The organism is Chryseobacterium herbae (genome assembly GCF_025154075.1).
Taxonomy (GTDB): domain Bacteria; phylum Bacteroidota; class Bacteroidia; order Flavobacteriales; family Weeksellaceae; genus Chryseobacterium; species Chryseobacterium herbae.
In genome coordinates this window covers 708,253-734,544 of the sequence record NZ_JAOAMU010000001.1, presented here as the reverse complement: position 1 = coordinate 734,544, position 26,292 = coordinate 708,253, and the positions used below count along the sequence as shown (strand labels likewise).

The 26,292-nt window shown below is 37.3% G+C and carries 24 protein-coding genes and 2 pseudogenes; 13 read left to right on the top strand and 13 right to left on the bottom strand.

Annotated features, from left to right (window positions below; genetic code table 11):
* Window positions 1–19 precede the first annotated feature (19 nt).
* Window positions 20–1,501, bottom strand: a complete 1,482-nt coding sequence (locus N0B48_RS03060) for a hypothetical protein (RefSeq protein WP_259836672.1) — start codon at window positions 1,499–1,501, stop codon at window positions 20–22.
* A gap of 195 nt (window positions 1,502–1,696) precedes the next feature.
* Window positions 1,697–4,300: an alanine--tRNA ligase gene (gene alaS / locus N0B48_RS03055; RefSeq protein ID WP_259836670.1), complete on the bottom strand. Its 2,604-nt coding sequence runs from the start codon at window positions 4,298–4,300 to the stop codon at window positions 1,697–1,699.
* Between the two features lie 642 nt (window positions 4,301–4,942).
* On the opposite strand from alaS, the gene N0B48_RS03050 reads away from it, so the two are divergent.
* From N0B48_RS03050 to msrB, 5 genes are all read left to right on the top strand, one after another.
* Entirely contained in the window at window positions 4,943–5,863 is a 921-nt protein-coding gene (locus tag N0B48_RS03050) for a gliding motility protein GldB-related protein (RefSeq protein ID WP_259836668.1), read from the top strand.
* A 77-nt stretch (window positions 5,864–5,940) separates the two neighbouring features.
* Window positions 5,941–6,495, top strand: a complete 555-nt coding sequence (locus tag N0B48_RS03045; protein WP_259836667.1) for a sigma-70 family RNA polymerase sigma factor — start codon at window positions 5,941–5,943, stop codon at window positions 6,493–6,495.
* A 14-nt stretch (window positions 6,496–6,509) separates the two neighbouring features.
* Window positions 6,510–6,782, top strand: coding sequence for a hypothetical protein (locus tag N0B48_RS03040; protein ID WP_259836666.1), 273 nt, complete (start codon window positions 6,510–6,512; stop codon window positions 6,780–6,782).
* Window positions 6,783–6,864: 82 nt separating this feature from the next.
* On the top strand, window positions 6,865–7,314 hold the full coding sequence (locus N0B48_RS03035) for a DUF417 family protein (RefSeq protein ID WP_259836665.1): 450 nt from the start codon (window positions 6,865–6,867) through the stop codon (window positions 7,312–7,314).
* 17 nt (window positions 7,315–7,331) lie between these two features.
* Window positions 7,332–8,435, top strand: a complete 1,104-nt coding sequence (gene msrB / locus N0B48_RS03030; RefSeq protein WP_371830615.1) for a peptide-methionine (R)-S-oxide reductase MsrB — start codon at window positions 7,332–7,334, stop codon at window positions 8,433–8,435.
* A gap of 371 nt (window positions 8,436–8,806) precedes the next feature.
* On the opposite strand, the gene N0B48_RS03025 is transcribed toward msrB, so the two are convergent.
* The 4 genes from N0B48_RS03025 to N0B48_RS03010 all read right to left on the bottom strand — a co-directional run bounded on the left by N0B48_RS03025 (window position 8,807) and on the right by N0B48_RS03010 (window position 11,993).
* Window positions 8,807–9,361 (bottom strand): hypothetical protein, encoded by a 555-nt coding sequence (locus N0B48_RS03025; protein WP_259836663.1) that lies wholly within the window; start codon window positions 9,359–9,361, stop codon window positions 8,807–8,809.
* Window positions 9,362–9,437: 76 nt separating this feature from the next.
* The gene (locus N0B48_RS03020) at window positions 9,438–10,082 is read right to left on the bottom strand and encodes a hypothetical protein (RefSeq protein ID WP_259836662.1); all 645 of its coding nucleotides are present in this window, start codon (window positions 10,080–10,082) and stop codon (window positions 9,438–9,440) included.
* 161 nt (window positions 10,083–10,243) lie between these two features.
* A complete protein-coding gene (locus tag N0B48_RS03015) occupies window positions 10,244–11,089 on the bottom strand; it encodes an ABC transporter permease (RefSeq protein WP_259836660.1) in 846 nt (281 codons plus the stop codon).
* Entirely contained in the window at window positions 11,082–11,993 is a 912-nt protein-coding gene (locus N0B48_RS03010) for an ABC transporter ATP-binding protein (RefSeq protein WP_259836658.1), read from the bottom strand. The genes N0B48_RS03015 and N0B48_RS03010 overlap by 8 nt, the downstream gene beginning before the upstream one ends.
* Before the next feature lie 196 nt (window positions 11,994–12,189).
* On the opposite strand from N0B48_RS03010, the gene N0B48_RS03005 reads away from it, so the two are divergent.
* The 5 genes from N0B48_RS03005 to N0B48_RS02985 all read left to right on the top strand — a co-directional run bounded on the left by N0B48_RS03005 (window position 12,190) and on the right by N0B48_RS02985 (window position 17,099).
* Entirely contained in the window at window positions 12,190–13,182 is a 993-nt protein-coding gene (locus N0B48_RS03005; protein WP_259836656.1) for an alpha/beta hydrolase, read from the top strand.
* A gap of 266 nt (window positions 13,183–13,448) precedes the next feature.
* On the top strand, window positions 13,449–14,813 hold the full coding sequence (locus tag N0B48_RS03000) for an AAA family ATPase (RefSeq protein ID WP_259836654.1): 1,365 nt from the start codon (window positions 13,449–13,451) through the stop codon (window positions 14,811–14,813).
* Window positions 14,814–15,047: 234 nt separating this feature from the next.
* Window positions 15,048–16,151 (top strand): NAD(P)/FAD-dependent oxidoreductase, encoded by a 1,104-nt coding sequence (locus N0B48_RS02995; RefSeq protein ID WP_259836652.1) that lies wholly within the window; start codon window positions 15,048–15,050, stop codon window positions 16,149–16,151.
* A 17-nt stretch (window positions 16,152–16,168) separates the two neighbouring features.
* A complete protein-coding gene (locus N0B48_RS02990; protein ID WP_259836650.1) occupies window positions 16,169–16,651 on the top strand; it encodes a hypothetical protein in 483 nt (160 codons plus the stop codon).
* A gap of 142 nt (window positions 16,652–16,793) precedes the next feature.
* Complete coding sequence (locus N0B48_RS02985; RefSeq protein WP_259836649.1) at window positions 16,794–17,099, top strand: hypothetical protein; 306 nt, start codon at window positions 16,794–16,796, stop codon at window positions 17,097–17,099.
* Here the strand turns inward: N0B48_RS02985 and N0B48_RS02980 are convergent, their stop codons facing one another.
* Window positions 17,100–17,381, bottom strand: coding sequence for a hypothetical protein (locus tag N0B48_RS02980; protein WP_259836647.1), 282 nt, complete (start codon window positions 17,379–17,381; stop codon window positions 17,100–17,102). It abuts the gene before it with no gap.
* 251 nt (window positions 17,382–17,632) lie between these two features.
* Between N0B48_RS02980 and prfB the strand changes: the two genes are divergently transcribed.
* A complete protein-coding gene (gene prfB / locus N0B48_RS02975; protein WP_259836646.1) occupies window positions 17,633–18,745 on the top strand; it encodes a peptide chain release factor 2 in 1,113 nt (370 codons plus the stop codon).
* An 87-nt stretch (window positions 18,746–18,832) separates the two neighbouring features.
* On the top strand, window positions 18,833–19,528 hold the full coding sequence (locus tag N0B48_RS02970; protein ID WP_034726522.1) for a DedA family protein: 696 nt from the start codon (window positions 18,833–18,835) through the stop codon (window positions 19,526–19,528).
* Between the two features lie 41 nt (window positions 19,529–19,569).
* On the opposite strand, the gene N0B48_RS02965 is transcribed toward N0B48_RS02970, so the two are convergent.
* Both N0B48_RS02965 and N0B48_RS02960 read right to left on the bottom strand, forming a co-directional pair.
* On the bottom strand, window positions 19,570–20,439 hold the full coding sequence (locus tag N0B48_RS02965) for an alpha/beta hydrolase (RefSeq protein ID WP_259836645.1): 870 nt from the start codon (window positions 20,437–20,439) through the stop codon (window positions 19,570–19,572).
* Between the two features lie 258 nt (window positions 20,440–20,697).
* Complete coding sequence (locus tag N0B48_RS02960) at window positions 20,698–22,086, bottom strand: serine hydrolase (protein WP_259836644.1); 1,389 nt, start codon at window positions 22,084–22,086, stop codon at window positions 20,698–20,700.
* A 163-nt stretch (window positions 22,087–22,249) separates the two neighbouring features.
* Here N0B48_RS02960 and N0B48_RS02955 point away from each other — a divergent pair, with 163 nt between their 5' ends.
* Window positions 22,250–23,149 (top strand): DUF808 domain-containing protein, encoded by a 900-nt coding sequence (locus tag N0B48_RS02955; RefSeq protein WP_259836643.1) that lies wholly within the window; start codon window positions 22,250–22,252, stop codon window positions 23,147–23,149.
* Between the two features lie 100 nt (window positions 23,150–23,249).
* Here the strand turns inward: N0B48_RS02955 and N0B48_RS22985 are convergent.
* The 4 genes and pseudogenes from N0B48_RS22985 to N0B48_RS02940 form a co-directional block, all read right to left on the bottom strand.
* Window positions 23,250–23,318, bottom strand: a pseudogene (locus tag N0B48_RS22985) (hypothetical protein); the annotation flags it as partial.
* 26 nt (window positions 23,319–23,344) lie between these two features.
* Window positions 23,345–24,103: pseudogene (locus N0B48_RS02950) on the bottom strand (alpha/beta fold hydrolase); the annotation flags it as partial.
* Window positions 24,104–24,361: 258 nt separating this feature from the next.
* Complete coding sequence (dnaJ, locus tag N0B48_RS02945) at window positions 24,362–25,483, bottom strand: molecular chaperone DnaJ (RefSeq protein ID WP_259836642.1); 1,122 nt, start codon at window positions 25,481–25,483, stop codon at window positions 24,362–24,364.
* 80 nt (window positions 25,484–25,563) lie between these two features.
* On the bottom strand, window positions 25,564–26,100 hold the full coding sequence (locus tag N0B48_RS02940) for a nucleotide exchange factor GrpE (protein ID WP_283950682.1): 537 nt from the start codon (window positions 26,098–26,100) through the stop codon (window positions 25,564–25,566).
* Window positions 26,101–26,292: the final 192 nt, after the last annotated feature.

The window sequence follows — 26,292 nt, the reverse complement described above, 5'->3', positions numbered from 1 at the left end:
TTTTATGGGATATCTAAAACTATTTCTCTACGTTTCTGATGATAACGATCTGACCGCCTTCCTTATTGGTATTTACACCCGCACCGTCAGCATTCTTAAACTTATCTTTCTGCCATGTATGAGAGTGGATGTTTACCGTAAAGGTATTCGGAACCCCGATGATATCTGAGATGTCAACCATCGCTCCATATTCCCATGAACCGAACTTCTGAAGTGTCCCGGACTGGTTGTACGCGGTCTGCCATGCCGTATCCAATCTGTTGTGTTTCATATTCAGCCACGGCTTGTATTGTTTTGTAGCAATATTCAGCTGCCAGATATAAGAATCGTGGGCTGCTGCCGTGTAATAAGAATCCCCGTCTTCCTGAATGTAAACGAAGTTCTCAGTTACACAAAGATTATCAGGATTGATCAGGTTATGTCCCGGATTGGAATCTCCTTCCGCAGCCACTTCCAGTTTTCCTGCCAGCATATTGTTGTCGTTAAGAACAAGCTTGTACACTCTTCCCCACATGGTTAATCCCGGTTTCGGAGTCACACCGTCTGAAGATTCTCCCGTTGCTGTAAAGTAAATTTCTCTTCCTTTTCCAGCTCCTTTTCTGTAATCTACGTCCTCAACTCTTGAAAAACGGATCGCATTATTGTCAATATTCTTTTGATTGATCTGTGCTCCGGTTGAATTTTTAGCATTGGAAATCTCTACAAATTCTACATCATAAGAACTTCCTTTTACCATATCGGTTTCCGTATAGTTGTTGTTGGTTCTCTTTAATGCATATAATTTTCCGTTCTCAAGATCTCCCTGTGTATTGGAAACATACATGATCAGCTGTCCTGCAGACTGATGGGATGAAGAATAAGACTGATCTTCACCGATCATAATATACGTTTTTCCGCCTGAAATATCTTTAGGAAGAGGAACTGCATTTTCCATAGAAGCTTTACCCAAAGCAGGTTTTACTCTTGTCTGGTCGGATGCCTGAGAAGCCGCTGCCAGTGGATTGATGGCATGAACCATACTTTCTTCACCGGATTCACCGGCAGTAAGGAATGCGCTGAATCCGTGGGTTTCCGGAGTCGCAAGGGTAGCAGAACATAATCTGGTCATACCTCCGATCCCGTTCAGGATGTATTCTCCTTTTACAGGTTTGAATGCTTTATCTAAATAAACTCTTGATACAGATTGAGTGATCTCGTGGTTGGTAATCATTAAGTAACCATCCGAATTGGGGTCTTTCATAATTCCCATTCCGTCCGGCTGACCTGCAAACACAAAATTGGGTGTTCCGGAAAGAACATCGGAACTGGAAATCAAAGTCGTAATATTCAGGTTTTCAAAACCCGTCATTCCATAAACGAAGGCTGGTTCCTGTGAAAAGTTTTCAATTTTAATATTCTGATTGACAGGAGTAGTTTCCTGCCCGTCATTATTGTCATCGTTACAGCTCTGAAAGGCCATAGCAGCGAAGAATAGAGCTCCGATAGTTTTGTTAATTTTCATAATTACTTTTTTGAATTTCGATTGTAGCAAAACTAATAGTCTATTGTGAATTATATTTTAATAGGAGGAAACAAATAGTTTAAGTTTAGGTAATGGTTTGTTAAGATAAGATCAATAATTAGAATGGTTATAAATAAAAAAACTCCTGAAAATTTCAGGAGTTTTTAATGTTTTATGATAAAAGGATGATTAATCCTAAATATTCAAAGCTTTTTGGTAAGCATTTTCTAAACCGTCAAGATTTTTACCTCCTGCTGTTGCAAAGCCCGGATTTCCGCCGCCGCCGCCCTGGATTTCTTTTGCCAGGTCTTTTACGATGGCTCCTGCCTGATATTCTCCTGCCAGATCATCAGAAACTCCCACAGTGATCATTGGTTTTCCATCCGCATCGGAAAGAATAATCGTTACTGAACTTGGGGTTTCTTTTTTCAGTTGGAATACAATGTCTTTCACAGAACCTGCATCCAGAGAAGTTTTCTTCACCAATAGCTGTTTGTTGCCTTTCTGCTCGTAAGCATTTTTCCATTCACCGATTTCACCTTTTGCTTTTTCCCTTTTAAGGGCTTCCACTTCAGATTTTAAAGATGCATTTTCATCGATCAGTTTTTCAATGGATCTTACCACATCTTTAGATTTCAGCAATTGAGAAAGCTCAAGGATCTGGTGTTCTAAGTTTTTGAAATATTCCTCAGATTTATCCCCGGAAATAGCTTCAATTCTTCTGATCCCTGCTGCTGCAGAACCTTCGGAAGTAATTTTGAAATGACCGATTTCAATGGTATTTTTTACGTGAGTTCCACCACAAAGTTCTTTAGAGCTTCCGAACTGGATCATTCTCACACTGTTTCCATATTTTTCACCAAACAAAGCCATAGCTCCTTTATCCAAAGCCTCCTGAATAGGAATGCTTCTGAATTCCTGTAAAGCAATGCTCTCTTTGATCTTGTGATTTACTTTTTCTTCTACCAACGCCAATTCATCCTCTGTCATTTTATTGAAGTGAGAGAAGTCAAAACGAAGATAATCAGGACCTACGTAAGAACCTTTCTGCTCTACATGTGTTCCTAAAACCTCTCTTAATGCCTCATGCAAAAGGTGAGTGACAGAGTGATTCGCCTGAGAGTTTTTTCTATCCGTAGCATCAGCTTTAGCATAGAACACAGCACCTGCATCTTTCGGAAGACCATTGATCAGAGAAATGATCAGTCCGTTTTCTTTCTTAGTTTCTAAAACTTCAAAGCTTTCAACAGCATTTTCCAGAACCCCTTTGTCTCCCACCTGGCCACCGCCTTCAGGATAGAAAGGAGAACTGCTTAATACCACCTGGTAAAATTCTCCGTCTTTATTTTCTACTTTTCTGTATCTTGTAATGTAGGTTTCAGATTCAATCTGGTCGTAGCCTACAAAGTTTTCAGGCTTTGTTTCTAAAGTTACCCAGTCGTATACTTTCTGAGCAGAATCGGCCTTGGAACGAAGCTTTTGCTTTTCCATTTCCACTTTAAATCCTGCTTCATCAATGGTAAGACCTTTTTCCTCTGCAATAATTCTCGTTAAATCATCCGGGAAACCATATGTATCATATAATTCAAAAACTTCTTCGCTTGGTAAAACTTTTGAACCGTCTGCAATTGTCTGCTCAATTAATTTCTCAACTCTGATCAGTCCGTTTTCAATCGTTTTCAGGAATGAATCTTCTTCACTTTTGATCACTTCAGTAACTAATTTTCCTTGTTTTTCCAATTCCGGGAAGACTGATCCCATCTGATCTTTAAGTACAGCAACCAATTCAAAAAGGAAAGGTTCTTTCATTCCTAGGAATCGGTAAGAATAAGAAATTCCTCTTCTTAAAATTCTTCTGATAACATAGCCTGCTCCTCCGTTGGAAGGAAGCTGTCCGTCAGCGATTGCAAAAGAAACGGCTCTGATGTGGTCTACCACAACACGGATCGCAATATCTTTTTCGTCTTCTAGAATTCCTGTATATTTTTTACCTGAAAGCTCTTCCACCTTAGCGATAAGCGGTGTGAAAACATCAGTATCATAATTCGAAGATTTTCCCTGAAGTGCCATACAAAGACGCTCGAAGCCCATTCCTGTATCCACATGCTGTGCAGGAAGCTTTTCAAGAGATTTGTCAGCCTTTCTGTTGAACTCCATGAAAACCAGGTTCCAAACTTCTACCACTTGTGGATGATCATTGTTGACAAGATCAAGTCCTGAAACTTTAGCCTTTTCTTCCGGCGTTCTAAGGTCGATGTGGATTTCTGAACACGGTCCGCACGGTCCGCTTTCACCCATTTCCCAGAAATTATCCTTTTTGTTTCCATTGATAATTCTGTCTTCCGAAATATGAGATTTCCAGAAGTCGTAAGCATCCTGATCTCTTTCAAGATTCTCAGAAGCATCTCCTTCGAAAATAGTTACATATAAATTTTCTTTTGGAACTCCGAACACTTCAGTCAGTAATTCCCAGGCAAAAGCAATAGCATCTTTTTTGAAATAATCACCAAAAGACCAGTTTCCTAACATTTCAAACATGGTATGGTGGTACGTGTCTCTTCCCACATCATCCAGGTCATTATGTTTCCCGGAAACTCTAAGACATTTCTGTGTATCGGCAATTCTTGGGGCCGTAGGCGTTTTGTAGCCTAAGAAAAAATCTTTGAACTGTGTCATTCCTGAGTTGGAAAACATAAGGGTAGGGTCGTCTTTCAACACGATAGGCGCTGAAGGAACGATAAGGTGGTCTTTACTTTTAAAATAATCTAAAAATTTTTGACGTATCTCTTGTGATGTCATAGTATTGCTTTGCTTTTAAAACTATCAAATTTTTGATAAGATGCAAATTTAATGTTTTTAAGCGATTTGTAAATAACTTTATGCTATGTTTTGAATGGTGTAGATGAAGTAAAGTTTATTTGTTGTTGGATAAACGCAAGGCGCAAAGAATTTCAAGCATCATCTGATGGATAAGGCGCAAGAAAATCAAGATTTCCTGAAAGAATGTATTTTTGTCATTGCGAGGAGCGAAGCGACGAAGCAATCTCAAAGCAGAAAACTTAAGTATTGTTTTTATATAAACCTATAAGGTTTGTTGGCCTTACAACGATAAGCCACCTTAGGAAAAGCAAAATCTTATTGGATTAACGCAATGACGCAAAGGATTTAACTATCAAGCCTTTTTTTAAGGTGCAAGAAAATCAAAAATTTTTAACAAGATGATGAGATTGCTTCGTCGCTGTGCTCCTCGCAATGACGGCGGTATTCAATTTTATCGGAGATGAAATCCTTGCGCCTTATCAACATAAAGGAGGTGAGAAAACTTTAGTGTCTTTGCGGTTATCCAACATAAAAACACACGATTATCAATTAAAAGAGAGATAATTATAATGTATTTTGAGTGATATATTTAAATGTTTTATCTTGGTACAAAGAATCCTAATGAAATACTTTATCACCTTATTATTTTTGTTTTCAACATTATCCGGCTATTCTCAAAAAACGATATCAAATAATGATGTCATCAATTTTTGGAAAGCATATGATCAGGTACAAAAATCTAAGGATTCATTAAAACAGATTCAAATTATCAATTCAAATTATTTGCAAAAAGCAAGTCCTGCTCTGAAAGCTCTTCTAAAGATGGATAAAATGAATGCTTCCGATTATTTGAAAAGTATTCATAAAAATACTCCACGCTGGAATAGTGTGCGCCAACTTACTTTAGAAATTGCAACACAGAATTATGATATGGCAAAATTGTATTGGTCTTTTAAAGAAGTATATCCCCAATTTTATGGTCCACAGATTAGTTTTGTCATCGGGATTTTTGACAGAGGCGGTACTACAACCAAGGATTTTATTTTGATAGGAACAGAGGTTGCTGCCATTACTCCTCTTTCCGGTCTTGAACTTAAGCTTTCTACAGAATATAATATTGCTCATGAGCTTGTGCATGTACAACAGGATTACGTCAATGGTGTTAATAACGAAGAGGAATATCAGAATCTGGATTTATTAGGTTGGGCAATAATGGAAGGCTCCTGTGATTTTGTAGCAGAAAAACTATTAGGAAAACTCCCTTCTGTTGCTTATCTGGAATATGGACGACAGCATGAAAAAGAGCTTTGGAAAGAATTTCAACAGGATATGTATCTGTATAATATAGAAAAATGGATGTATAATGGAAGTTCTTCTAAAGACAGACCCGCTGATCTTTCCTATTTTATAGGATATGCTATATGTAAAAGCTATTATGATCAGGCCAAAGATAAAAAGAAAGCCCTCAATGAAATAATAAGCATCAACTATTCGAAAAATGAACATCATGCATTTTTTAATCATTCTGGTTATTTGAAATAGATGTGTAATTTTGCTGTGAAATTTTAAAAATATTTCTTTTATCTTAGTTCTGGAGATTTTAATTATTCTCACCGTATATGACGAAAAATGAAGTGCTGAAAAGTTGGGTAGAGCAGTATTCCGGGCCTCTTTTGAAAAGAGCAGCCTATCTGCTTTCAGATAAAGTGGAAGCGGAAGACATCGTGCAGGATGTTTTTTTAGCTGCATTTTCGTCCTATGATTCTTTTGAAGGAAAAAGCCAGCCGCTGACCTGGCTGACAGCTATTTTAAACAGAAAAGCTGCAGATTTTTACCGAAAAAAGTATAAATCGGATCCGGAGATCAGACTGGATCATTTTTTTGATGAAACCGGTTCCTGGAAAAATGACGGTGTTTTGAATGACTGGAATATTTCAGAGAAAGAACCGGAACTTTTAGACAATAATGATTTTAATAAAACCCTTGAAGATTGTATAGAGGATTTGCCCTCCAGATGGAAGATTCCGATGAAAATGTATTATCTTCAGGAGAAAAAAGCGCCGGAAGTGAGTCAGGAATTGAAGATATCTGCGACTAATCTTTGGAAGATCCTTCAAAGATGTAGAATGCAGCTAAGGGAATGTCTTGATAGCAACTGGTTTACCAACTTATAACCATGTCATAAAAAATGTTGAGAAAATTGATTCATATTCTGTTCCTGCCATGCAGCAAAGCCACAATGCTAATGGAGAAAAGGAATGCACAGGCCATCTCCCGGAAGGAAGACTGGCAACTTTCCATACACCTGAAGATCTGTAAATGGTGCCGTGCATATGAAGAAAAACTGAAGATTCTGGATGATATTTTAAGAAGAAAACTTTCTCAAAAAGAAAATACTGAAATTAATGATTCTGATATTCAGGGATTTAAAAATAAAGTTTTAGAAAAATTAGATCTTTAGAGTAAATATTGTCAGGATTTTGAAATGTTTCCGACTATACTTTTGAAAACAATAATAAAGTATCATTCAAAATCTTAAAGACATGAACGGAACATCAAAACTTAACGTCGAATCCGGAACGTACCAGTCGGGATATTATATTTCACTTTTCGGAGCCGCATTGATTTTGCTCTGGATTGGAATATTCAAATTTACACCTACCGAGGCAGCTGCTATTAAACCACTGGTGGAAAACCATTTTCTTACTTTCTTCGTATATAAAATAGCAAGTGTCCAAATGGTGTCAAATGCTATCGGAGCGATAGAAATTATCATTGCATTATTACTGATATTTAGTGTGAAATTTGCATCTCTAAGAAAGTATGCCGGAATCGGGCTGATCATGACATTTCTGGTAACACTGAGCTATCTTTTCACAACACCCGGAATCTGGAAAATAGTGGATGGTGTTCCTGTCACAGATTTTTTCATCCTGAAAGATCTGATGTTGCTGGGATTCGGGTTAATGATCGTACAAAACAATAAAAAGTAATGGATAAAAAGAAAAAAATGAAAAATATATTTATCGTACTCGGGATTATCTTGGGTATAGCAGTTTTTGCTGCAGGATCGGGGCTTTTTAAAAATGCTAAGTCCAAAGAATTAACAAAGGGAAAAGAAAAAGAAAATCAGGAAATTATGGATAATAAAAATGTCAGAGAAATCTATTTTGCAGGCGGATGTTTTTGGGGGACTGAGCACTTTTTTCAGCAAATCCGCGGAGTTGTGGGAACTGAAGTAGGCTATGCCAACGGAAATACCCAGAATCCAACGTATGAAGAAGTGGTAAGTCATACCACAGGTTTTGCAGAAACGGTAAAAGTAAAATATGATCCTGAACAGGTTGACCTTAAACTGCTGATCGATCTTTATTTTAAAACAATCGACCCTACAACGCTGGATAAACAGGGAAATGACAGAGGAAATCAGTACAGAACCGGTATTTATTTCAGCAATAAAGAAGATGAAAATTTAGTGAAAAATGAAGTTCTGAAACTGGCTAAAAACTATTCTCAGCCAGTAGTTGTGGAAACCGTAGCATTGAAAAATTTCTATAAAGCAGAGGATTATCATCAGGATTATCTGGATAAAAATCCGGGAGGTTACTGTCATATCGAGCCGGGACTTTTTGAAATGGCTAAAAATGCAAACCCACTTCCCAAAGCAAAATATCAGAAGCAGGATAAAAAAGCTTTGAAAGAAAAGTTAACTGCAGAACAATATAATGTAACACAGGAAAATGCCACAGAAAGACCTTTCCAAAATGAATACTGGAACGAAACCCGCGAAGGAATCTATGTAGATATCACCACTGGTGAGCCTTTATTTATTTCAACAGACAAGTTTGAATCCGGTTGTGGATGGCCAAGTTTTTCAAAACCGATCACTAAGAAACTGATTGATGAGAAAATGGACAAAACTGCCGGAATGGTAAGAGTTGAAGTGAGAAGTAAAACGGGAGATGCTCACCTTGGACACGTTTTCACTGATGGTCCTACAGATAAAGGAGGCCTTAGATACTGTATCAACAGTGCTTCGCTGAAGTTTATCCCAAAAGCTGAAATGGAGAAAAAAGGCTACGGAGATTATCTATCTCTGTTGGATAAAAAGTAATATGAAGAGAGACCGCTGAAAGGCGGTCTTTTTTGTTTCTACCACACAATAGCAATGAATTTATTTAATCATAATTAAACGTTTTGAAGTAAAACCTTGCTGAAAATCTTTGATTTTCTAGCGCCTTAAAATATTCTCATTTTCAGTCATGCCTTACGTCTTTGCGGTTTCCCAACAAAAAACCAAAATAATAAATGGATGTTGAAAATATCACGCAGATTTCACGGATAACGCAGATTTCTGTACATTATTTACGCACCAAACCTTATAGGTTTTAAAAACCTATAAGGTTTCATTGTTATAAAATTACTGCAATAAACTCAAGAGTTTAAATTGAAGAAAGGCTGAAAATTGGTTGATAGCAATACTTTTTAATAATGCATTTGAAATCTCTCTTTAATACTAAGCATCGAAATATTCACGAGAAATAAAAACCCGAACATGATGTAAAATGCCTCTTTAGGAAGTTGAGCTATCTGATATTGAAACTTTTGAAACCCTTTAAAATAATGTTCTTCCGGAAAATCGCGGCCTATATTTCCGCACTTGTCACTCAGTGCAGCGAATAATTCTTTGGGGTTTGGATCATTATATTCATGGCTAACAAAAAAATGCCATGTCTTTTCCACATCAAGCGTATAGGTAAATTGACCTGCAAGTTCTACGTCATTAAGTAATGCAATAAGATCACCGTAGTTATTGCGGTCATCCAAAATAAATTCAATACCCGAGTTTTTCTCATTTCTTTTCTGCAAATTCCGGATCTCAGCAACGTATAGCTTTGTGTTCTCCTTTGCTGTATTGGGAGCTACTTTTATTTTTTTATAATTCCAGTTTCTAAATGGTTCAAATGTATTATCTGCCTCCGCACTATAAGCTTTTTTAGAAGGAAGTGCAAACTCCAGAGCTGTATATTGTGGCTGCACCCTCTGATTTCCATAATACCAAAAAAGCAGTGGAATAAGTATTGCACTGATCAATCCCGGAAAGTAATAGATCTTTTCATGTTACTGCTTTTCTTTGGATCTGGAGATTTTCTTTAACGCTGAACATGGAAATATTCAGGAAAAGCAAAAAGCTGAAGATGATATAATATGACTGTTTAGGCAGGTCGAGTAGGTATTTCAATTTTTCCACACCTTTATAATTATCATCCATCCTGTAAACAACAGTGGCATCCTCGGTTCCACATTTTATTCTGTGGTTTTTTTCAACGACATTCGCATCTTTATAAAAATGAAGGGCAAAAAAATGATTGGTTTTTTCTATATCAACCCCATAACTATCTTGTCCAGCGAGTTTCATGGCATTGATCAAAGCAATAAAATCCTGATAATTATTGTGATCATCAATGACAAATTCAATACCTGTCTCTTTTCCATTTCTTTCCTGAAGCTTTTTTAATTCGGAAATATAATATTCTTGATTTTGGGTGAATGTATTAGGTTTTACAATGATCTTTTTATAATTCCAGTTTCTATATGGTTCAAATGTATTATCTGCCTTCGCATTATAGGCTTTTTTGGAAGGAAGAGCAAACTCCAGGACGGTGTATTGTGGCTGTACCCTCTGATTTCCGTAATACCAGAACAGTATCGGAATAAGTACTGCACTGATCAGTCCCGGCAAATAATATATTTTTTTCATTCCTGTCATTTTGATAAAATTAATAAAAAATCGATTAACCAAATGATCAAACCCTATTTTTAACATTTTACCTCATAGAAACAAAAAAAGTGATCCCAAGGACCACTTCATTTTTAAATCAATTAAATTTTTATATCATTCAATTTTTAAATGTTAATCATCTACCAATCCCTTTTTCTCAGAATCCAGTAAGATCCGAAAATAAAGATCACAGACCAGATGATGCATGCAATCATACTTTCTGTTGGATAATGAGCTTCATATTTCACTCCCATAATTTTCAGCATATTCAGTCGCATTAATGGATTAGGGATTAAATTTGACATACTCTCTAACGGTAAAAGATTGGTCACGAAAAAATCATTTTCCAGTACAGCTTTTCTTTGCTCACCCTGCATTCCTGTTAATTTCTGATAAGCTTCCAGACCTGCTAAAATCTTTTCAACTACCCAGTATGCAAAGAAACCAAGGAATACAAACATAGATTTTCTCAGTAATATGGAAAGGAACATCAGGAACGAGAAGAATGTAAACAGCTTTACAAAATAGTTTCCTATAAAATAAACCTCCGCATACGTTTTTGAATCGTCGGTTACCTTAGAGTATTGATGTCCCAAAAACATAGCAATGATAAATACAATAAGAGTGGAAACTGTTGTAAAAATTGTGATCGTCAGAAGTTTTGATCCTATGAATTCCTTTCTGCTCAATCCGTCAATCGTATTTTGTTTAAACATCCTGTTGGTGAATTCCTGGGAAATTGAAAATACAATGATCAATCCAAGGAATATCTTCAGCAAAGCCACAATCCATGTCGTGAAATTCCAGATCTCCGGAAAATTATAAATTCCCTGATCCTTTAAGTTGACAGATCCTCCGAAAATATTCAGATCTACCAGTCCGATAAATAGAAGGGCGATGAGAATGGCAAAATACAGGATGGTAAAAACCTTGAACGGTCTGTAGTTCAGATTTTTATAATATTCTAGTTTTAATAGTTTAAGCATGGGTATTCGTGTTTTTTACAAGTTCAAGGAATTGAGATTCTAGAGACAGTTTTTTCTTCGTCAAATGAGACAGAAAAATTCCCTTTTCAGCAAGCTTTTGATTTAAAGCCGAGGCAGATATAGAGGCATCTTCCCGGATCTGGGCTTTGATGATCTCTCCATCAGCTTTCACAGTATTGAACCACTGAAGTTCTTCCAGAGCGCTTAACAGCAAAGTATTATTGTCTGCTTTTAGCTCAAAGTATCCGTTATTCGCGGTCATTTCATCCACTCGTCCGCAATAGATTGAATTTCCTTCTTTCAATACGATCACATGGCTGCAGATCTTTTCAATCTCGTCCAGAAGATGGCTGGCAATGATAATGGTAATCCCTTGTTTGGCGATATTACTGATGATCTCACGAATCTGAATAATTCCCTCAGGATCCAGGCCGTTGGTAGGTTCGTCCAGAATCATCACCTCAGGATTGTTCAGCATGGCTGACGCGATGGAAAGACGCTGTTTCATTCCCAGAGAATACGTTTTGAAAGCATCATTTTTCCTTTCAAAAAGGCCTACCGTTTTCAGAACTTCTGCGATTCTGCTATAGGGCGTTTCTTTGATCTCAGCCACAATTTTAAGATTCGTTTCGGCATCCAGATATGGGTAAAAATTGGGCTGTTCAATGATGGCGCCAATTCTTTTCAATGTATCAGGCTCAGTTCCTTTCTTTCCAAACCAGTACCATTCGCCGCTGGTCGGGTTGATGGTAGAAAGCAGCATCCCAAATGTAGTAGATTTTCCGCTTCCATTGGGACCAAGCAGGCCATACACATTTCCTCTTTCTACATCAAAGGAGATATTATTGACAACCGTTCTCTTGAATTTTTTAGTCAAATTCTTTACTGACAAAATTTTTTCCATGTAATTTGTTTTACATAGTAGTAGTCTATGTAATTAACGGAATGTTACAGCATCTGATTTTTTTTTAACAGATATTTTATTCATTATCATTAAATTCCATGTAACAAGATTCACCGTATCATTGTTTTATGGATGTAACTATTTTTGGAGAATACAGACCTATTGTAGAATCATCACATCAAAAAAAAATATAACTATGAAAATTATTAAATGGACGAAGCGTATTCTTATGGCGCTGCTTTTAGTCATTATTTTATTGTTGATTACAGGATTTGCTTTCGAAAAGATATCCCGGGCAAGAGCTGAAAAAATCAAACCGGACGGTGAGTTTGCAGAAGTGGAAAATCATAAAATGCATTACCTTAAAGAAGGAACGGGCGGTCCGACGGTAGTTTTTGAAACGGCTTTTGATCCGGCAGGTCATCTGCAATGGTATCATATCCAGAAAGATCTTCCCAAAACCTACACTACTTTTTCCTACGACAGATCCGGAATTTTGTGGAGCGAGCGTGGAACCAATCCTAAAACAGGGGATAAAATAGCAGAAGAACTTCATACATTGTTGGAAAAATCCGGTGTGCCGAAACCCTATATTTTGGTGGGACATTCTTTCGGTGGAATGCTGACGAGGTTTTTCGTTAAAAAATATCCTCAGGATGTTGCAGGTGTGATATTGGTAGACAGTCAGTATCCGGCTGATGAGAAATTTCTTTCCCCGGAAATGCATAAAATGGTGAATCAGGGTCTTCCTGGTGGATTTTTGAAGTTCGCGAATACATTCGGAGCAGCGAGACTGATGTTTAAAAATATGTTTCCGTTAGGAGAACAGTATAAATACCAAAATTCATTGATGCCTGCATTGCTTTACAAAAGTGCTGATGCTACGCTGGAAGAGCAGGATCATATGAAATCTATTAAAAAAGAAGCCGCAGCTATTAATTCTTTTGGCTCGATTCCTTTGTATGTGATCACGGCGGGAGATAAGACAAGATATGATACTTTCATTAAAGAGCAGAAATTAAAAAACGAAATGCTTGGAGCATGGGATAAAATGCAGAAAGATTTACTGAATTTATCCACTGACAGCAAACAAATTGTAGTTCCTACAAGCGGTCATTATATCAATCAGGATCAACCGAAGATCATAGAAGAAGTTGTGAATGAAATGGTTAAAAAAGTCACAGATTAATAAATGTGAAAGGTCACTTTTGCTTCGCAAGTGAATGGTGAATTTTTGAGTAGATATGAGATTTCAGACATCAGGCTGAGGTAAAAGCAAAGGCTTAGATTGAGATTAAGATGAGTATTTGAGAACTCTCAAACTCTCAAACCCTCTCATTCTCAAACTCTCGAACTCGAATCACGCAACTCGAAACCCACAACATCAATTTTACCACATTTTCAATAGATGTTCAAGATTTAAATATTAAATTTGATAGAATTAATCGTTTGTTTATGAAGTTAATTGAATTAGCGAAGGAGCTGAATGTTTCGGCAGAATCTATCAAACAGTTTATCCAGGATTTTGATCTGGAGCTGGGAGTCTGCATCAGTACCAATTTTGAAGTGAAGGAAGATTTCGAGAAGTTTGCCCGCGAAAACCTGGATTTTTTAAAGATTTATGAAAAAGATCTGGACAAAAATAAAACTCTGGAACAGATCGCTGAGGTGATCAATCAGCCTAAGGAAAAAGTAGAAGAAGCCATCAAGGAAACTAACCCTAATATTTTTGATAACGGTTTTTTCCGTTCATCCATTTCAAGTTACGGCATTGATAATAAACTCGGTGGCAACTATCAGTTTGTCTACGATTATTTTGGGCATAAAACCAGCCTGATGCATCGGGATTTTATCGGGTACAGAGATTTATTCTTTTATATATCGGCGGTTTTGGAGCCATTCCTGAATCCACAACAGATCAAAGACTGGGGAATTCATAAACCTGCGGGTATTATTCTTTACGGACCTCCGGGAAGTGGAAAGATTTTCTGGGCAACCAAAATTGCTGAAATTATCGGGTATAAGTTTAAAGAAGTTAAAAAACATTATCTGGGAACATCGTTCATTGATGGAAACCCAACCAACTTTACTGATTTTCTGGTCACCATGATGAAAGAAGAAAAAGTTTTGCTTTTCCTCGATGATTTTGATGAAATTATGATGGAACGAAAAGCAGAAACAGACCTGGCTTCCTGTAATCTTGAAACTCAGGAACTCATCCTGCATTATATCGGAAAATTTGAAAAAGAAGAACTGTTGATGGTGGGTTCCGCCAATTCAGTTTCAGAAGTTGATGAAGAAATTCTTGCCCCAGGAAGATTTGACGTAATGATTCCGGTATTTCCACCCAATGCTGTTGAACGTTCAGAAATTATTCTATATGCGATGACGAGAGGACTTGAAGAAAATTCTCTGCTCTACAAAATTCTTAAAAAGAACAAAGCAGATAAAGTTCCGTTCTGGCACGAGATCTCGGCCAAAATGAAAGCATTCAGCAATACCATGCTGATCGATTTTACACAAAGCCTTAAAAAACGTCTTAAAAACCAATATCAGAGAACCAAAAACGAAAACTTGAAGATCGATCAGGTCCTTCTGAATGCAGCTTTGAGAGATGCAGGCGGAAAACTTACCGAAGAATATCTGGATCAGGTGGCCAGATTCCTGGGAGATGCCATTATCAATAATTTTGACGAATTCAAATTCAGAATTCAGGCCCTGAAAAAAGAACTGGAAACCTACAAAGTAGTGGAAGAACCGAGAAGAGAGATTGGGTTCCATCATAATGGGGAAGAGGGAAATGGTGGAGCACAGGGGTGAGACGTGTTTTGAGAGTGGGAGAGTTTGAGAGTGGGAGAGTTTTAGAGCTTGGATACGGGTTTCGGGGGGTGTGATTCGAGTTCGAGAGTTTGAGGGTAAGAGAGTTTGAGAGCTTAAGCATTTGATTGTCCTCAAATAATCATCTTAATCTCAATCTAAACCTTTGCCTCAGTCTGAAATCTGATGTCTGAAATCTAGTATCTAAAAACAAAAATTACTCATCACTTATTACTCATGAACAGCGTTTGGGAACTTGAAACCTTTTACAGAAAAAGAGATATTGTCATTATCGGGTCCGGATTTTCCGGGCTTTGGACGGCTGTGTCTATTAAGGAAAAATATCCTGAAAAATCGGTTTTAATTATTGAAAGAAATACAGTTCCACTGGGAGCTTCAACCCGTAATGCAGGATTTGCCTGCTTCGGAAGCCTTACGGAAGTCATCGCTGATTCTCGGAAAATGGGTTGGGAGAAGACACTGGAACTTGTAAAGATGAGGTTTGAAGGACTTCAGAAAATCAGAAAATATTTTAATAGTGAAATCGATTTTGAACTGAACGGAGGTTACGAAATTTTAAATAATGACGAGCCTTTACAACAGTTAGATATCGTTAATGAAAAGCTAAAAGCAATAACCGGTCTCGATAAAACCTACGTTCTAAATCAGGAAAAGATCAAAGAGTTCGGACTCGGAAAATCTGAATTTTTGATAGAAAATCCGTGTGAAGGAAGTCTGCATTCCGGGAAACTTTTGCAAAAGCTTTTGGAAAAATGTTATGAATTGAAAGTTGAATTCCTTTTCGGAACAGAAGTGAAAACTGCAAATGAAAGTGATGAAGAAATTGATATTCAACTGTCAGAAACGCTTTCTGTAAAGGCAGAGAAAATTATTTACTGTACAAATGCTTTCAGTTCGAAATTCCTTGAAAAAGAAGAAATCATTCCGGCGCGAGGACAAATCCTTTTAACAGAACCGATTGAAGATTTAAAACTCAGAGGAACATTCCACTATGATGAAGGATTCTATTATTTCAGAAATCTCGGAAACAGAATTATGCTTGGTGGTGGCCGGAATCAGGATTTTAAAACAGAAGAAACCACCAGTTTTGAAACCACAGAATTTCTACAGAACCATTTAGAACAGTTTTTAAAAGAAGTTATTCTGCCGAATCAAGACGCCAAAATCTCTCTCCGCTGGTCAGGCATTATGGCCATGGGTTCCGAAAAAACACCAATCGTAAAGCAGCTTTCAAACCGACAGTTCTGCGCGGTAAGACTCTCCGGAATGGGAGTAGCGCTAGCCCCGAAAATAGGGGAGATGGTGGCTGAGATGATTTAAAAATAAAGTCCGATGCAATGAAATATTTACCTTTTGAACGTATCATTTATAAAACAAATTTATCAGAGCAAGAAGTAGTAACAAGGCTTTCAGGTTTTGTTGAACCCAAAAAATTTAGTTGGGGTAAATCATCAACTCAAAAAGAATATGAGGGATTTGTTAATAATAACCGTTTTGAAATAAATAGAATTATCAATTACAGAAATTCCTTTCTTCCTCAAATCAGTGGTACCATTCAAAAAAATAACTACGGAACTCAAATTGAGATCACCATGAAATTACATGTGTTGGTATTTGCTTTTTTACTGGTTTGGTGTGGGTTTACTCTGTTTTTCTTAGTAGGTGTATGTTCAGCAGAAAAAAAGATATCTATGGTTCTTTTTATTCCCATACTTATGCTTTTATTTGCCTATGGTTTAACGATGCTTGGCTTCAAAACTGAAAGTAAAAAATCAAAAGAATTTCTGAAGAAAAGCTTTGAGGCAGAAATAGTTGAATAGATATAGATTAATTAATTACTTTTCCACCAGTTCAATACTTTGCTAATGATTTAAGTATATTTCAGACTAGGTTTAGACTGAGATTAAGAAGACTGTTTGATTTAAAATTTCACAGATAAACTGAAATGTTGAAGTGCTAAAAATGTATAAATACACAATTTTTTTATCCGTATTGACAATTCCTTTGACTGCTTTGTGCGTGTTTTTTGCGGGTGGAGGACACGGAAATTATTCTCTGCTTTTACTATTTTTTCCCTTTGGTCTGCTTGGAACACTCTTTAATGAAGGAATTTCTTTTCTTTTTATTATTATAGGCTTGTTGCAACTTCCTGTCTACGGCTTCCTGCTGGATAGATTTACAGCTAAAAAAGCATTTCCTGTTATTATAGGGATCCATATTATCTGCATGATTATTCTTTTTTTATTGAAAAGAGATGAACTTTTCTAGTCATCTGCTTTCCCACCAGTACATAATTTCATTTGTTATTTTTTCTGAATTAAATTCCTCCCGATAAAGACCATAACCCACACATAATTCTGATTCTATGATGCACTGTATTTTCGGCTTATCTGCTCCTTTTTCTAATTGCTGAAGTACTTTTTCTGCAAAATGGGCACAGAAATTTTTATCCATTCCCGAGGTTATATTCATTGATATAATGAGCTTTTTTAATTGCTCAAAATTTGTGTTGTGCTCATTAATTAAAATATTTATAGCGTTTATATCCATACAATATCATTTTTAAGTATTACAAATATAGATTTAAATGGGACATCTGATATTTAGACAACGGATTTCAGATTAAAATGATTATTTGAACTCTATATCCTCAAATTCTCAAACCCAACAATGCTCAAACCCGAATCCCGCACCCCGAAACTCTAAGACCCCCAAACGCTCCAACTCTAAAACCCTCCCACCCTTAAACTCAAACTCACAAACCCGAAAAATTCCGTATTTTTGTATAAAATAAAAATTTCGTGATCAACAACGACCAGATAAAAGAAGTTCAGTCTAGAATTACAGACTTACATAAATACCTTCAGATCGAAAAAAAGAAGATAGAAATAGCGAATGATGATGAAAAAACCGCCGCTCCCGAATTTTGGGACGCTCCCAAGGAAGCAGAAGTTTTTCTGAAGCAGCTTCGTTCCAAAAAAAGATGGGTGGAAGATTATGAAGAGATCAATACCCAGTTCGAGGATTTGCAGGTACTGGCTGAATTTGCCAAAGAAGATCCGGACTCTGAAAAAGAACTGGATGAAACATTTCCAAAGCTTGTAGAAAAAATAGAAGATCTTGAATTCAAAAATATGCTTTCCAATGAAGGGGATGAGCTGTCTGCTGTTCTTCAAATCACTGCGGGAGCAGGAGGTACGGAAAGTTGTGACTGGGCCTCAATGCTGATGAGAATGTATACGATGTGGGCTGAAAAACAAGGGTATAAAATCCGTGAGCTCAACTATCAGGAAGGTGAAGTAGCCGGAGTAAAAACCGTTACCCTTGAAATTGATGGTGAATACGCCTTCGGATATCTGAAAGGCGAAAATGGAGTTCACCGGTTGGTAAGAATTTCACCTTTTGACAGTAATGCAAAACGACATACAAGTTTCGTTTCGGTATATGTTTATCCATTGGTGGATGATACGATCGAGATCAACATTAATCCTGCAGATATTTCATTTGAAACGATGAGATCTTCCGGAGCAGGTGGACAGAACGTCAACAAGGTAGAAACTGCCGTACGTCTTCGTCACGCACCAACCGGAATTATCATTGAAAACTCCGAATCCCGTTCCCAGCTTCAGAACAAGGAAAAAGCCATGCAGCTCCTTCGTTCCAGACTATATGAAATGGAGCTTGAAGCGCGTATGAAAGCCAGAACGGAGATCGAAGCCAACAAGATGAAAATAGAGTGGGGAAGTCAGATCAGAAACTACGTAATGCATCCTTATAAATTGGTAAAAGACGTTCGTTCTGCGCACGAAACTTCAGATGTGGATTCTGTGATGAATGGAAATATCACGCCATTCCTGAAAGCCTTCCTGATGGCCGATGGTACCGCTGTTTCAGACGATGACCTGGAGTTGTAAAATATCATGTCTCTATTTTAGTTAAAAACTTATAATTAATTTTTGTTTAAGACATTTTACGCTTACTTTTGTTGTTAATCGTTATATATGGAAGATTTCAATAGCTGGAGAGATTTACTGAACCCCGAGTTTTACATTAAAATGGGTGGGTTTTGGCTTATTTTATTTATTGTTTTTGCTGAAACAGGTCTTTTTGTAGGATTTTTCCTGCCTGGAGATTCTTTACTTTTCGTATCAGGAATTTATGCCGTTGATATCATCAAAGAGACTTTTGGCTCTACCGGGAGCGATTTATTAGATACTACTATTCTTGCTTCATGTGTAGCGCTCGCTGCCATTATTGGAAACGAGGTTGGCTATTATTTTGGAGTGAAAACAGGTCCTGCTTTATACAAAAAGCAAGATACCATGCTGTTTAAAAAGAAATATCTTTATCAGGCCCATGACTTTTTTGAAAAACACGGTGCACTGGCCATCATTATGGCGAGATTTTTACCGGTAGTGAGAACCTTTACGCCCATTGTTGCGGGGATTGTAAAAATGGACAAGAGAGAATTTCTGAGAGATAATGTTATCGGAGCTGTTCTATGGTCATTTGTATTGATCTTTGCAGGACATTACTTAGATAAATTATTCCAGGAACAGTTTGGAATCAATTTAAAAGAAAAACTGGAACTGATCATTATTATCATCGTTCTGGTAACAACCCTTCCGGTGATCATCAAATTTGTATTTGGTAAAAAAGAAGACCATTCGAAATACGAAAACAAAGATTTAGATTAAGAAAATCAAACAATCATATCAATAACCTGCTTTACGGCGGGTTATTTTTTTATCCATTCCAGAATGTTGGGGTAGATGATGCTGTCCCTTTTTATCCTGCTGAAAAACCTTGGAACGTGGCCTGTTCTTTTCATAAAGATCAGCTTATGGGGAATGTTCTGCTTCGTGAGGGCGGAATCCATAGACAATCCTTGGTGTTGGTTCACCAGAAAATCATTATTTCCCTGAAACAGTAATGTAGGAACATTGGATATATTGGCTATCGGACTGGCATCCTTAAAGGCTTCAGATATATTTTTCCGGTCAAATTTCTCTCCTACCACCTTTTGAAAAGTAGGAGAAGTATATTTTGAATAGAATGAATTGAGGTATTTCGGGCTGTAAAAATCTGTTGGTCCGCTCAGGGAGATGATTTTTTTGATTTGTTCAGGATGTCTGTAGCCGTAGAGCAGGGCAAGATGTCCGCCGGCACTTTCCCCGAGAAGAATATAATTGTTGGGTTGTAATTCTGCTTTTTCAGCCAAAGAATTAAACTTTTCAATGGCATATCCAATATCTTCCAGCTGCTGCTTATACGTAATGTTTTTTTGCTCTGAAACCAGTCTGTAATTCATATTAATGCTTGGAATCTTATGTTCAAAAAGCATTTTCTGAATTTTGATCATATGTTCTTTCTTTCCAAGAGTCCATGCTCCGCCATGCACGATAAGGACTACGGGAGTATCTTCAGCATAATCCAGTGGAAGGAATACGTCCATTTTCTGTCTTTTGTGCTCGCCGTATTTTAGGTTGTATATTTTCTGCTGACCACCGGTACCTACCCAAACCCTGAATTTTGTATTGCAGGACTGCAACAGGAAACTGAGGCATCCTATGATGAAAAAATGGTATCTGAGAATGAGCTTTTTCATTACTTAAATTTACGAAAAAATTACGGTTTCGGCGAATTTGAGGTTGAGAGTTTGGGTGTGGGAGGGCTTTAGAGTTGGAGCGTTTGAGGGTCTTAGAGTTTCGGGGTGCGGGATTCGGGTTTGAAAGTTGTAGGGTTTGAGGATAGAGTTCAAATAATCTACTTAATCTCAGTCTGAAATCTGATGTCTGAAATCTCACATCTACCCCAAAATTCACCATTCACTTGCAAAGCAAAATTGACCATTCACCTTTTTTGCTTAAAGCTTTTCCGCCGTTTTAGAAGAAAGTCCTTTTTTGATCATTACAATATCTTTTTCACCCTTTTTGAAAGTGAAAGTGATTTCTGTATCATCATCCTGCAGGAAGAATACATCCTCTTTTTCAGCCAGCATTCTTACCTTAGGATCATTATCGTTCTGAATAAAAAGCTGACCGTTTTCGTTTAGAATATGAATAACATGATCATCTGAAAGAGCATAATTACCCACATATTTTTTGAGTAGATCAGCATTTAAAGTTATTTCTTTCTTAGGTTGCGGAAGCGTGTAAGGTTGCCCTAAAATAGCCGCTAGAATAGTATTTCCTGCCTTCTCCAGTTTTTTACTTGTGATATTGTTGAGCAGTATAATGCAGAGATCTTCGTCAGGAAGCATTGCAAAATAACTGGTGGAACCTTCTATATTTCCTCCGTGATTGATCAGTTTTTTCCCATAAAGATCATCAATGAACCAACCATATGCGTAGCCACTCAGATATGGTGTTGTTACTTTTTTAAATGACTCTTTGGAAACAATGGTGTAGTCCCTCAAGCCTTTATAATACTTGTAAAGATCTTCAGCAGTACTGTAGATCTGTCCTGCGGGGCCTGTTAATGCAGGGTTCCAGATTTCTATTTTCTCGTGCTTTGTTTTTGAAATATAGGAATAGGGAACGGTTTTGTACGGGCTTTTCAAAGTTAGATAATCAAAGCCGGTATGAGTCATTTTCAGAGGATTTAAGATCATTTTTCTTACAGCGTCTTCATAAGAAAGTCCCGTTACTTTTTCAATAATTACACCCAATAAAATATATCCCGAATTGGTATAGGAGAACTGAGTCCCGGGTTCAAAATCCAACGGCTCATTTTTGAAAAAAGAGAGTTCTTTACTTTTGGTAATGGTCTCTCCGGTGTGAAGCAGGCGGAAGTACTCCTTATTTCGCAGCGCTTCATAAATTCCTGAGGAATGAGTAAGGAGATGCTCAATGGTTATTTCATTCCCTCTTGGATAATCGGGAATAAACTTTGAGATCGGGTCTTTAAAAGAGAGTTTTCCTTCTTCGTTTAGCTTTACAATAGTTAAGGCAGTGAAAGATTTGGTCAGTGAAGCGATCTGATATATACTTTTGTCCTGATTGGGTATCTTTTTCTCTGCATTTTGCCAGCCGTAAGACCTTTCGAAAATGGTTTTATTCTGATAATGCACCAAAGCCGTTCCGTTAAATTTATTAATACCTGCAAACGCTTTTATAATACTGTCTACTTCTTTCTTCCGCTCCTGGTTAATATCGGTGACATCAGTTTGGGTCTGAGCTTTTAAGGGTGAGGAGAATGTACTCAACATAAAAATCATACATCCTAAAACGAAAATATAAGATTGATGGCGCATGGTATCTGGTTTTAAAAAACGGTTAAAAGTAAGCAGACTTTTGCTCACATCAACGGTTCGTCCGTAGAAAATATTTAAAATTAATATCCAGAAACAAATAAAAATAGATTTTAATAATTATTTTTGCTCAACTTAACATATATTAAAAAAATATTAAAATAATATGGCATCTGGTTTTTTTGCAATTTTAGATGATATCGCGGCGCTGATGGATGATGTAGCCGTTACAAGTAAAATAGCCACACAGAGAACAGCTGGTATTCTGGGTGATGACCTGGCTGTGAATGCAGAGAAAGCTACAGGTTTTCTTTCTTCAAGGGAAATTCCGGTTTTGTGGGCCATTACAAAAGGCTCCTTTATCAATAAACTGATTATTCTTCCTGTTGTATTCCTTCTCAACTGGCTCTATGCTCCTGCCATTAACTATGTGCTGATTTTGGGAGGATTATATCTGGCATTTGAAGGGGTCGAAAAAATCATAGAATTTCTTTTTCACCGGGATAAAAAAGGTCACGAAGTGGTAGAAGAAATTGTAGAAGACGAAAAAAGTGATGAAGAAATAGAAAAAGCAAAGGTAAAATCGGCCATCACCACAGATTTTATTTTATCTGTTGAGATTGTCATCATTGCTTTGGGAACGGTTTTGGAAGAAAGTCATCCTTTCATTACCCAGATTTTGGTGACGAGTCTGGTTGCTTTTATAGCAACGGTGGGCGTATACGGAATTGTTGCTTTGATTGTAAGAATGGATGATGCAGGATTTAAATTAATCAAAAAGAGTAATGACAAAGGCTTCTTTGGAAAGCTTGGGCACTTTTTGGTGAATGCTTTACCGGTTGTTATTAAAGCCTTGGGAGTTATAGGTACCATCGCTTTGATTATGGTAGCCGGTGGTATTTTTGCACACAGAATAGAATTTCTTCACCATGTTTTACCTTCGTGGTCTTCTAATGAGTTGCTTACTATTGTAAAGGAAATTATTCTTGGACTTATAGGCGGTTTATTTGCTGTAGCGCTTTTTACGATGGGAAAAGGGGCTCTTTCTTTAGTAAATAAAAAATAGGAATCGATAATATTTTAAACGACTCGGCGCGGCTTCTTTGAAGCCGCGCCGAGTCGTTTATAATCAAAAAAAGAGGCTAATAAAAGCCTCTTTTTATATTTTAGTTGAATAAATCTTTCACTTTATCAAAGAAAGTTTTTTCCTTTCCGGAAGGTTCTGCAACCATTTCTCGATTGCTTTAAAAGTAATTTCTGGGTCTTCTGCCCAAGGAAAATGTCCTGCTTTTTCAATTAATATAAATGTTGAATTGGGAAGCAGTTGATGAAGCTGTTCTGCATATTCCGGTGGATTGTTGGTGTCATATTTTCCGTTGATAATGAGAGTTTTTGTTTTGATATTAGAAAAAAATGTCTGCATCTTCACATATTTATCCAAGTCGGTGGGGGAGTAATAATTTTTTCCACGGATAGGTCTTCTTTTACCTGCTTTAGAAACTGCATTTGAAATTGGGATTACCTTTTGCGAGGATTCTTCATTATAGCACCACCATTTCGTCTTTGCAGCAGATAGGTCCCGACCATCTTGGCTCGTATTGGTTTTGTGTATTTCCATATAATCCCAGTCTTTTACAACTTGTGCAAACCAGGGTGATTCATTTATCCTCTTTTCCTCCGATTTTTTTCTTCGCTTCTGCAGATCTTCAGTACTTTTGACAAAAGAGGTTCCAGTCAGGATCATACCAACGATATGATTCTGATATTTCAGAGCGTAAAGGAGAGCGAGTGCACTCTGGTCCGAATGTCCAAAGATCCAGATCTTATCCGTATTCAGTTTTTTTCTGAGGTTTTCCATTTCTGCAACCATGTTGTCGCTGTTATAATCAGATAGGTGATCGGGTGTTTCCGATTCTCCGGTTCCGCGGGAATCATAGTAGACCATGGTGAAATGTTTTTCTAAAGGTTGTAAGCTCAGTTCATAGCCTGTTTTTCCTGAATTGGGATTTCCGACCAGCATGACAGGACCGGATCCCTTAATAAGATAACTGATCATAAGTCCATCTATTTTTTCAGAATAATGGCCATTTTTCAGAGACTGACCCTGAATTAATAAAGTCACCAAAAAAGAAAATGTTATTAAAAAACTGTTTTTAAATTTCATGAGCTGAAGTTTCCTTATTGTAAAAGCGAGGGACTAAAATAAGGAAAATAGAAAACATGTATTTTTTTGGTGGCCTTTAATAAAAAAGAGGCCCTTCATAAGGCCTCTCTATATTTAGTTGAATAAATCTTTCACTTTATCAAAGAAAGTTTTTTCCTTTCCGGAAGGTTCTGCAACCATTTCTCCGCTTAACATTTGTTTTTCAAAGAAATCTTTCTGATCCTTTGTCAGTTTTTGCGGTGTCCATACATTGATGTGGATGAACATATCGCCTTTTCCATAGCTGTCGATGCTTGGAAGGCCTTTTCCAGCCAGTCTCAGGATCTTTCCGGACTGTGTCCCCGGATCAATGGTAATTTTAACTTTACCACCTACGGTTGGTACTTCTTTCTTGGTTCCTAAAGCGGCTTCTGCAAATGAAATATATAATTCCTGGTGAAGATTGTCACCTTCTCTCTTAATTGTTTTATCTACTTCCTCTTCAATGATCACCAATAAATCACCCGGAATTCCTCCGAATGGAGCATCATTTCCTTTCCCTCTTACATTAAGCTGAATGCCGTCTCTTGCACCCGCCGGAATATTGATAGAGATTTCTTCCTCATCTTTGATCAGTCCTTGTGCATTAGCGCCTGCTGGAATTTTATCGGCTACTTTCCCGATTCCCTGGCAGGTTCCACAGGTAGTCTGCGTCTGCATCTGTCCGAACATTGTATTCATAACCTTAAGCTGAACACCAGACCCGTTACAGGTAGGACAGATTTTTGAAGTGGCACCTTCGGCCATCTTCATTTTTTTTACTTTGATGGTTTTCTGTGTTCCGTTTACCATTTCCTCAAGGTTCAGCCTGATTCTGATTCTTAAATTAGAACCTTTCACCTGCTGGCGTCCTCCGCCACCGCCTCCAAAACCACCGAAGCCTCCGCCACCAAAAATATCTCCAAACTGGCTGAAAATATCTTCCATGTTCATACCGCCTCCGAAGCCTCCGCCTCCGAAACCTCCATTACCGCTCATTCCGGCATGGCCGAACTGGTCGTATCTTGCACGTTTCTGATCGTCGCTCAGTACTTCATAGGCCTCTGCAGCTTCCTTAAATTTTTCCTCAGCCTCTTTGTCGCCTGGATTTTTATCCGGGTGAAATTTAATGGCCATTTTTCGGTATGATTTCTTTATTTCTTCGGCCGATGCAGATTTACTGATCTCAAGAACTTCGTAATAATCTCTTTTTGACATAATGCTTATAATTGATTATTGATGACTGATTAATGATGCGATAATCCATCGTAATCAGTCATCATTGATCATTGATATTTTTAGTTTCCTGTTACTACTTTTGCAAAACGGATCACTTTATCACTTAAAGTATATCCTGTTTCAATAACATCTACGATTTTGCCTTTTAGATCTTCCGATGGTGCAGGGATCTGAGTAATCGCCTCGTGGAAGTCTACATTGAATGTATCACCTGCTCTTACTTCCATAGCTTTTAAGCCTTTTTCGGTAAGTCTGTTCTTAAATTTCTGATAGATCAGTTCTACACCCTGAAGGTCTGATGAATTTCCGTTTTTAGCAATTTCCTTCAATGCTCTTTCAAAATCATCCAGAATACCCAGCATAGAAATCATCAAATCCTGATTGGCATACTGGAAGAATTCCATCTTCTCTTTTGCCGTTCTTTTTTTATAATTTTCAAACTCAGCGTATAATCTGATGTAACGGTCTTTTTCTTCTGCCAAAAGTTCCTCTGGAGAAGGTTTTGCTGTCACATTTTCCTCAGCTACCACTTCGTTCTGAACATTGTTCTCTTCCTGATTATTGATGCTTTCTTCGTTAATATCCTGATTTTCCATAATTCAATATTTATTTAAATAGTTGTTTGACAAAGAGCCTGCCAAATACAAAATATGGACATTAAGGCAGAAAACGGAAAGGGGAAATTAACTGTGAACGGTCAATTTTGCTGGGAAAGCCGGAGGGATTTGTGAAAAGTCAATTTTGCTTCGCAAGTCAATGGTGAATTGTCGTAGTTTGAAAAATTCACG

What these genes read in the sequence shown, in the direction of transcription:
- N0B48_RS02985 (WP_259836649.1), top strand. Translation starts at nt 16,794, where the DNA reads ATGTATAAATACACAATTTTTTTATCCGTATTGACAATTCCTTTGACT.
- N0B48_RS02980 (WP_259836647.1), bottom strand. Translation starts at nt 17,381, where the DNA reads ATGGATATAAACGCTATAAATATTTTAATTAATGAGCACAACACAAAT.
- N0B48_RS03040 (WP_259836666.1), top strand. Translation starts at nt 6,510, where the DNA reads ATGTTGAGAAAATTGATTCATATTCTGTTCCTGCCATGCAGCAAAGCC.
- N0B48_RS02960 (WP_259836644.1), bottom strand. Translation starts at nt 22,086, where the DNA reads ATGCGCCATCAATCTTATATTTTCGTTTTAGGATGTATGATTTTTATG.
- N0B48_RS02940 (WP_283950682.1), bottom strand. Translation starts at nt 26,100, where the DNA reads ATGGAAAATCAGGATATTAACGAAGAAAGCATCAATAATCAGGAAGAG.
- N0B48_RS03010 (WP_259836658.1), bottom strand. Translation starts at nt 11,993, where the DNA reads ATGGAAAAAATTTTGTCAGTAAAGAATTTGACTAAAAAATTCAAGAGA.
- N0B48_RS03020 (WP_259836662.1), bottom strand. Translation starts at nt 10,082, where the DNA reads ATGAAAAAAATATATTATTTGCCGGGACTGATCAGTGCAGTACTTATT.
- N0B48_RS03035 (WP_259836665.1), top strand. Translation starts at nt 6,865, where the DNA reads ATGAACGGAACATCAAAACTTAACGTCGAATCCGGAACGTACCAGTCG.
- dnaJ (WP_259836642.1), bottom strand. Translation starts at nt 25,483, where the DNA reads ATGTCAAAAAGAGATTATTACGAAGTTCTTGAGATCAGTAAATCTGCA.
- N0B48_RS03015 (WP_259836660.1), bottom strand. Translation starts at nt 11,089, where the DNA reads ATGCTTAAACTATTAAAACTAGAATATTATAAAAATCTGAACTACAGA.
- N0B48_RS03060 (WP_259836672.1), bottom strand. Translation starts at nt 1,501, where the DNA reads ATGAAAATTAACAAAACTATCGGAGCTCTATTCTTCGCTGCTATGGCC.
- N0B48_RS02955 (WP_259836643.1), top strand. Translation starts at nt 22,250, where the DNA reads ATGGCATCTGGTTTTTTTGCAATTTTAGATGATATCGCGGCGCTGATG.
- N0B48_RS03005 (WP_259836656.1), top strand. Translation starts at nt 12,190, where the DNA reads ATGAAAATTATTAAATGGACGAAGCGTATTCTTATGGCGCTGCTTTTA.
- N0B48_RS02995 (WP_259836652.1), top strand. Translation starts at nt 15,048, where the DNA reads ATGAACAGCGTTTGGGAACTTGAAACCTTTTACAGAAAAAGAGATATT.
- N0B48_RS02990 (WP_259836650.1), top strand. Translation starts at nt 16,169, where the DNA reads ATGAAATATTTACCTTTTGAACGTATCATTTATAAAACAAATTTATCA.
- alaS (WP_259836670.1), bottom strand. Translation starts at nt 4,300, where the DNA reads ATGACATCACAAGAGATACGTCAAAAATTTTTAGATTATTTTAAAAGT.
- N0B48_RS02970 (WP_034726522.1), top strand. Translation starts at nt 18,833, where the DNA reads ATGGAAGATTTCAATAGCTGGAGAGATTTACTGAACCCCGAGTTTTAC.
- msrB (WP_371830615.1), top strand. Translation starts at nt 7,332, where the DNA reads ATGAAAAATATATTTATCGTACTCGGGATTATCTTGGGTATAGCAGTT.
- N0B48_RS02965 (WP_259836645.1), bottom strand. Translation starts at nt 20,439, where the DNA reads ATGAAAAAGCTCATTCTCAGATACCATTTTTTCATCATAGGATGCCTC.
- N0B48_RS03050 (WP_259836668.1), top strand. Translation starts at nt 4,943, where the DNA reads ATGAAATACTTTATCACCTTATTATTTTTGTTTTCAACATTATCCGGC.
- N0B48_RS03045 (WP_259836667.1), top strand. Translation starts at nt 5,941, where the DNA reads ATGACGAAAAATGAAGTGCTGAAAAGTTGGGTAGAGCAGTATTCCGGG.
- N0B48_RS03000 (WP_259836654.1), top strand. Translation starts at nt 13,449, where the DNA reads ATGAAGTTAATTGAATTAGCGAAGGAGCTGAATGTTTCGGCAGAATCT.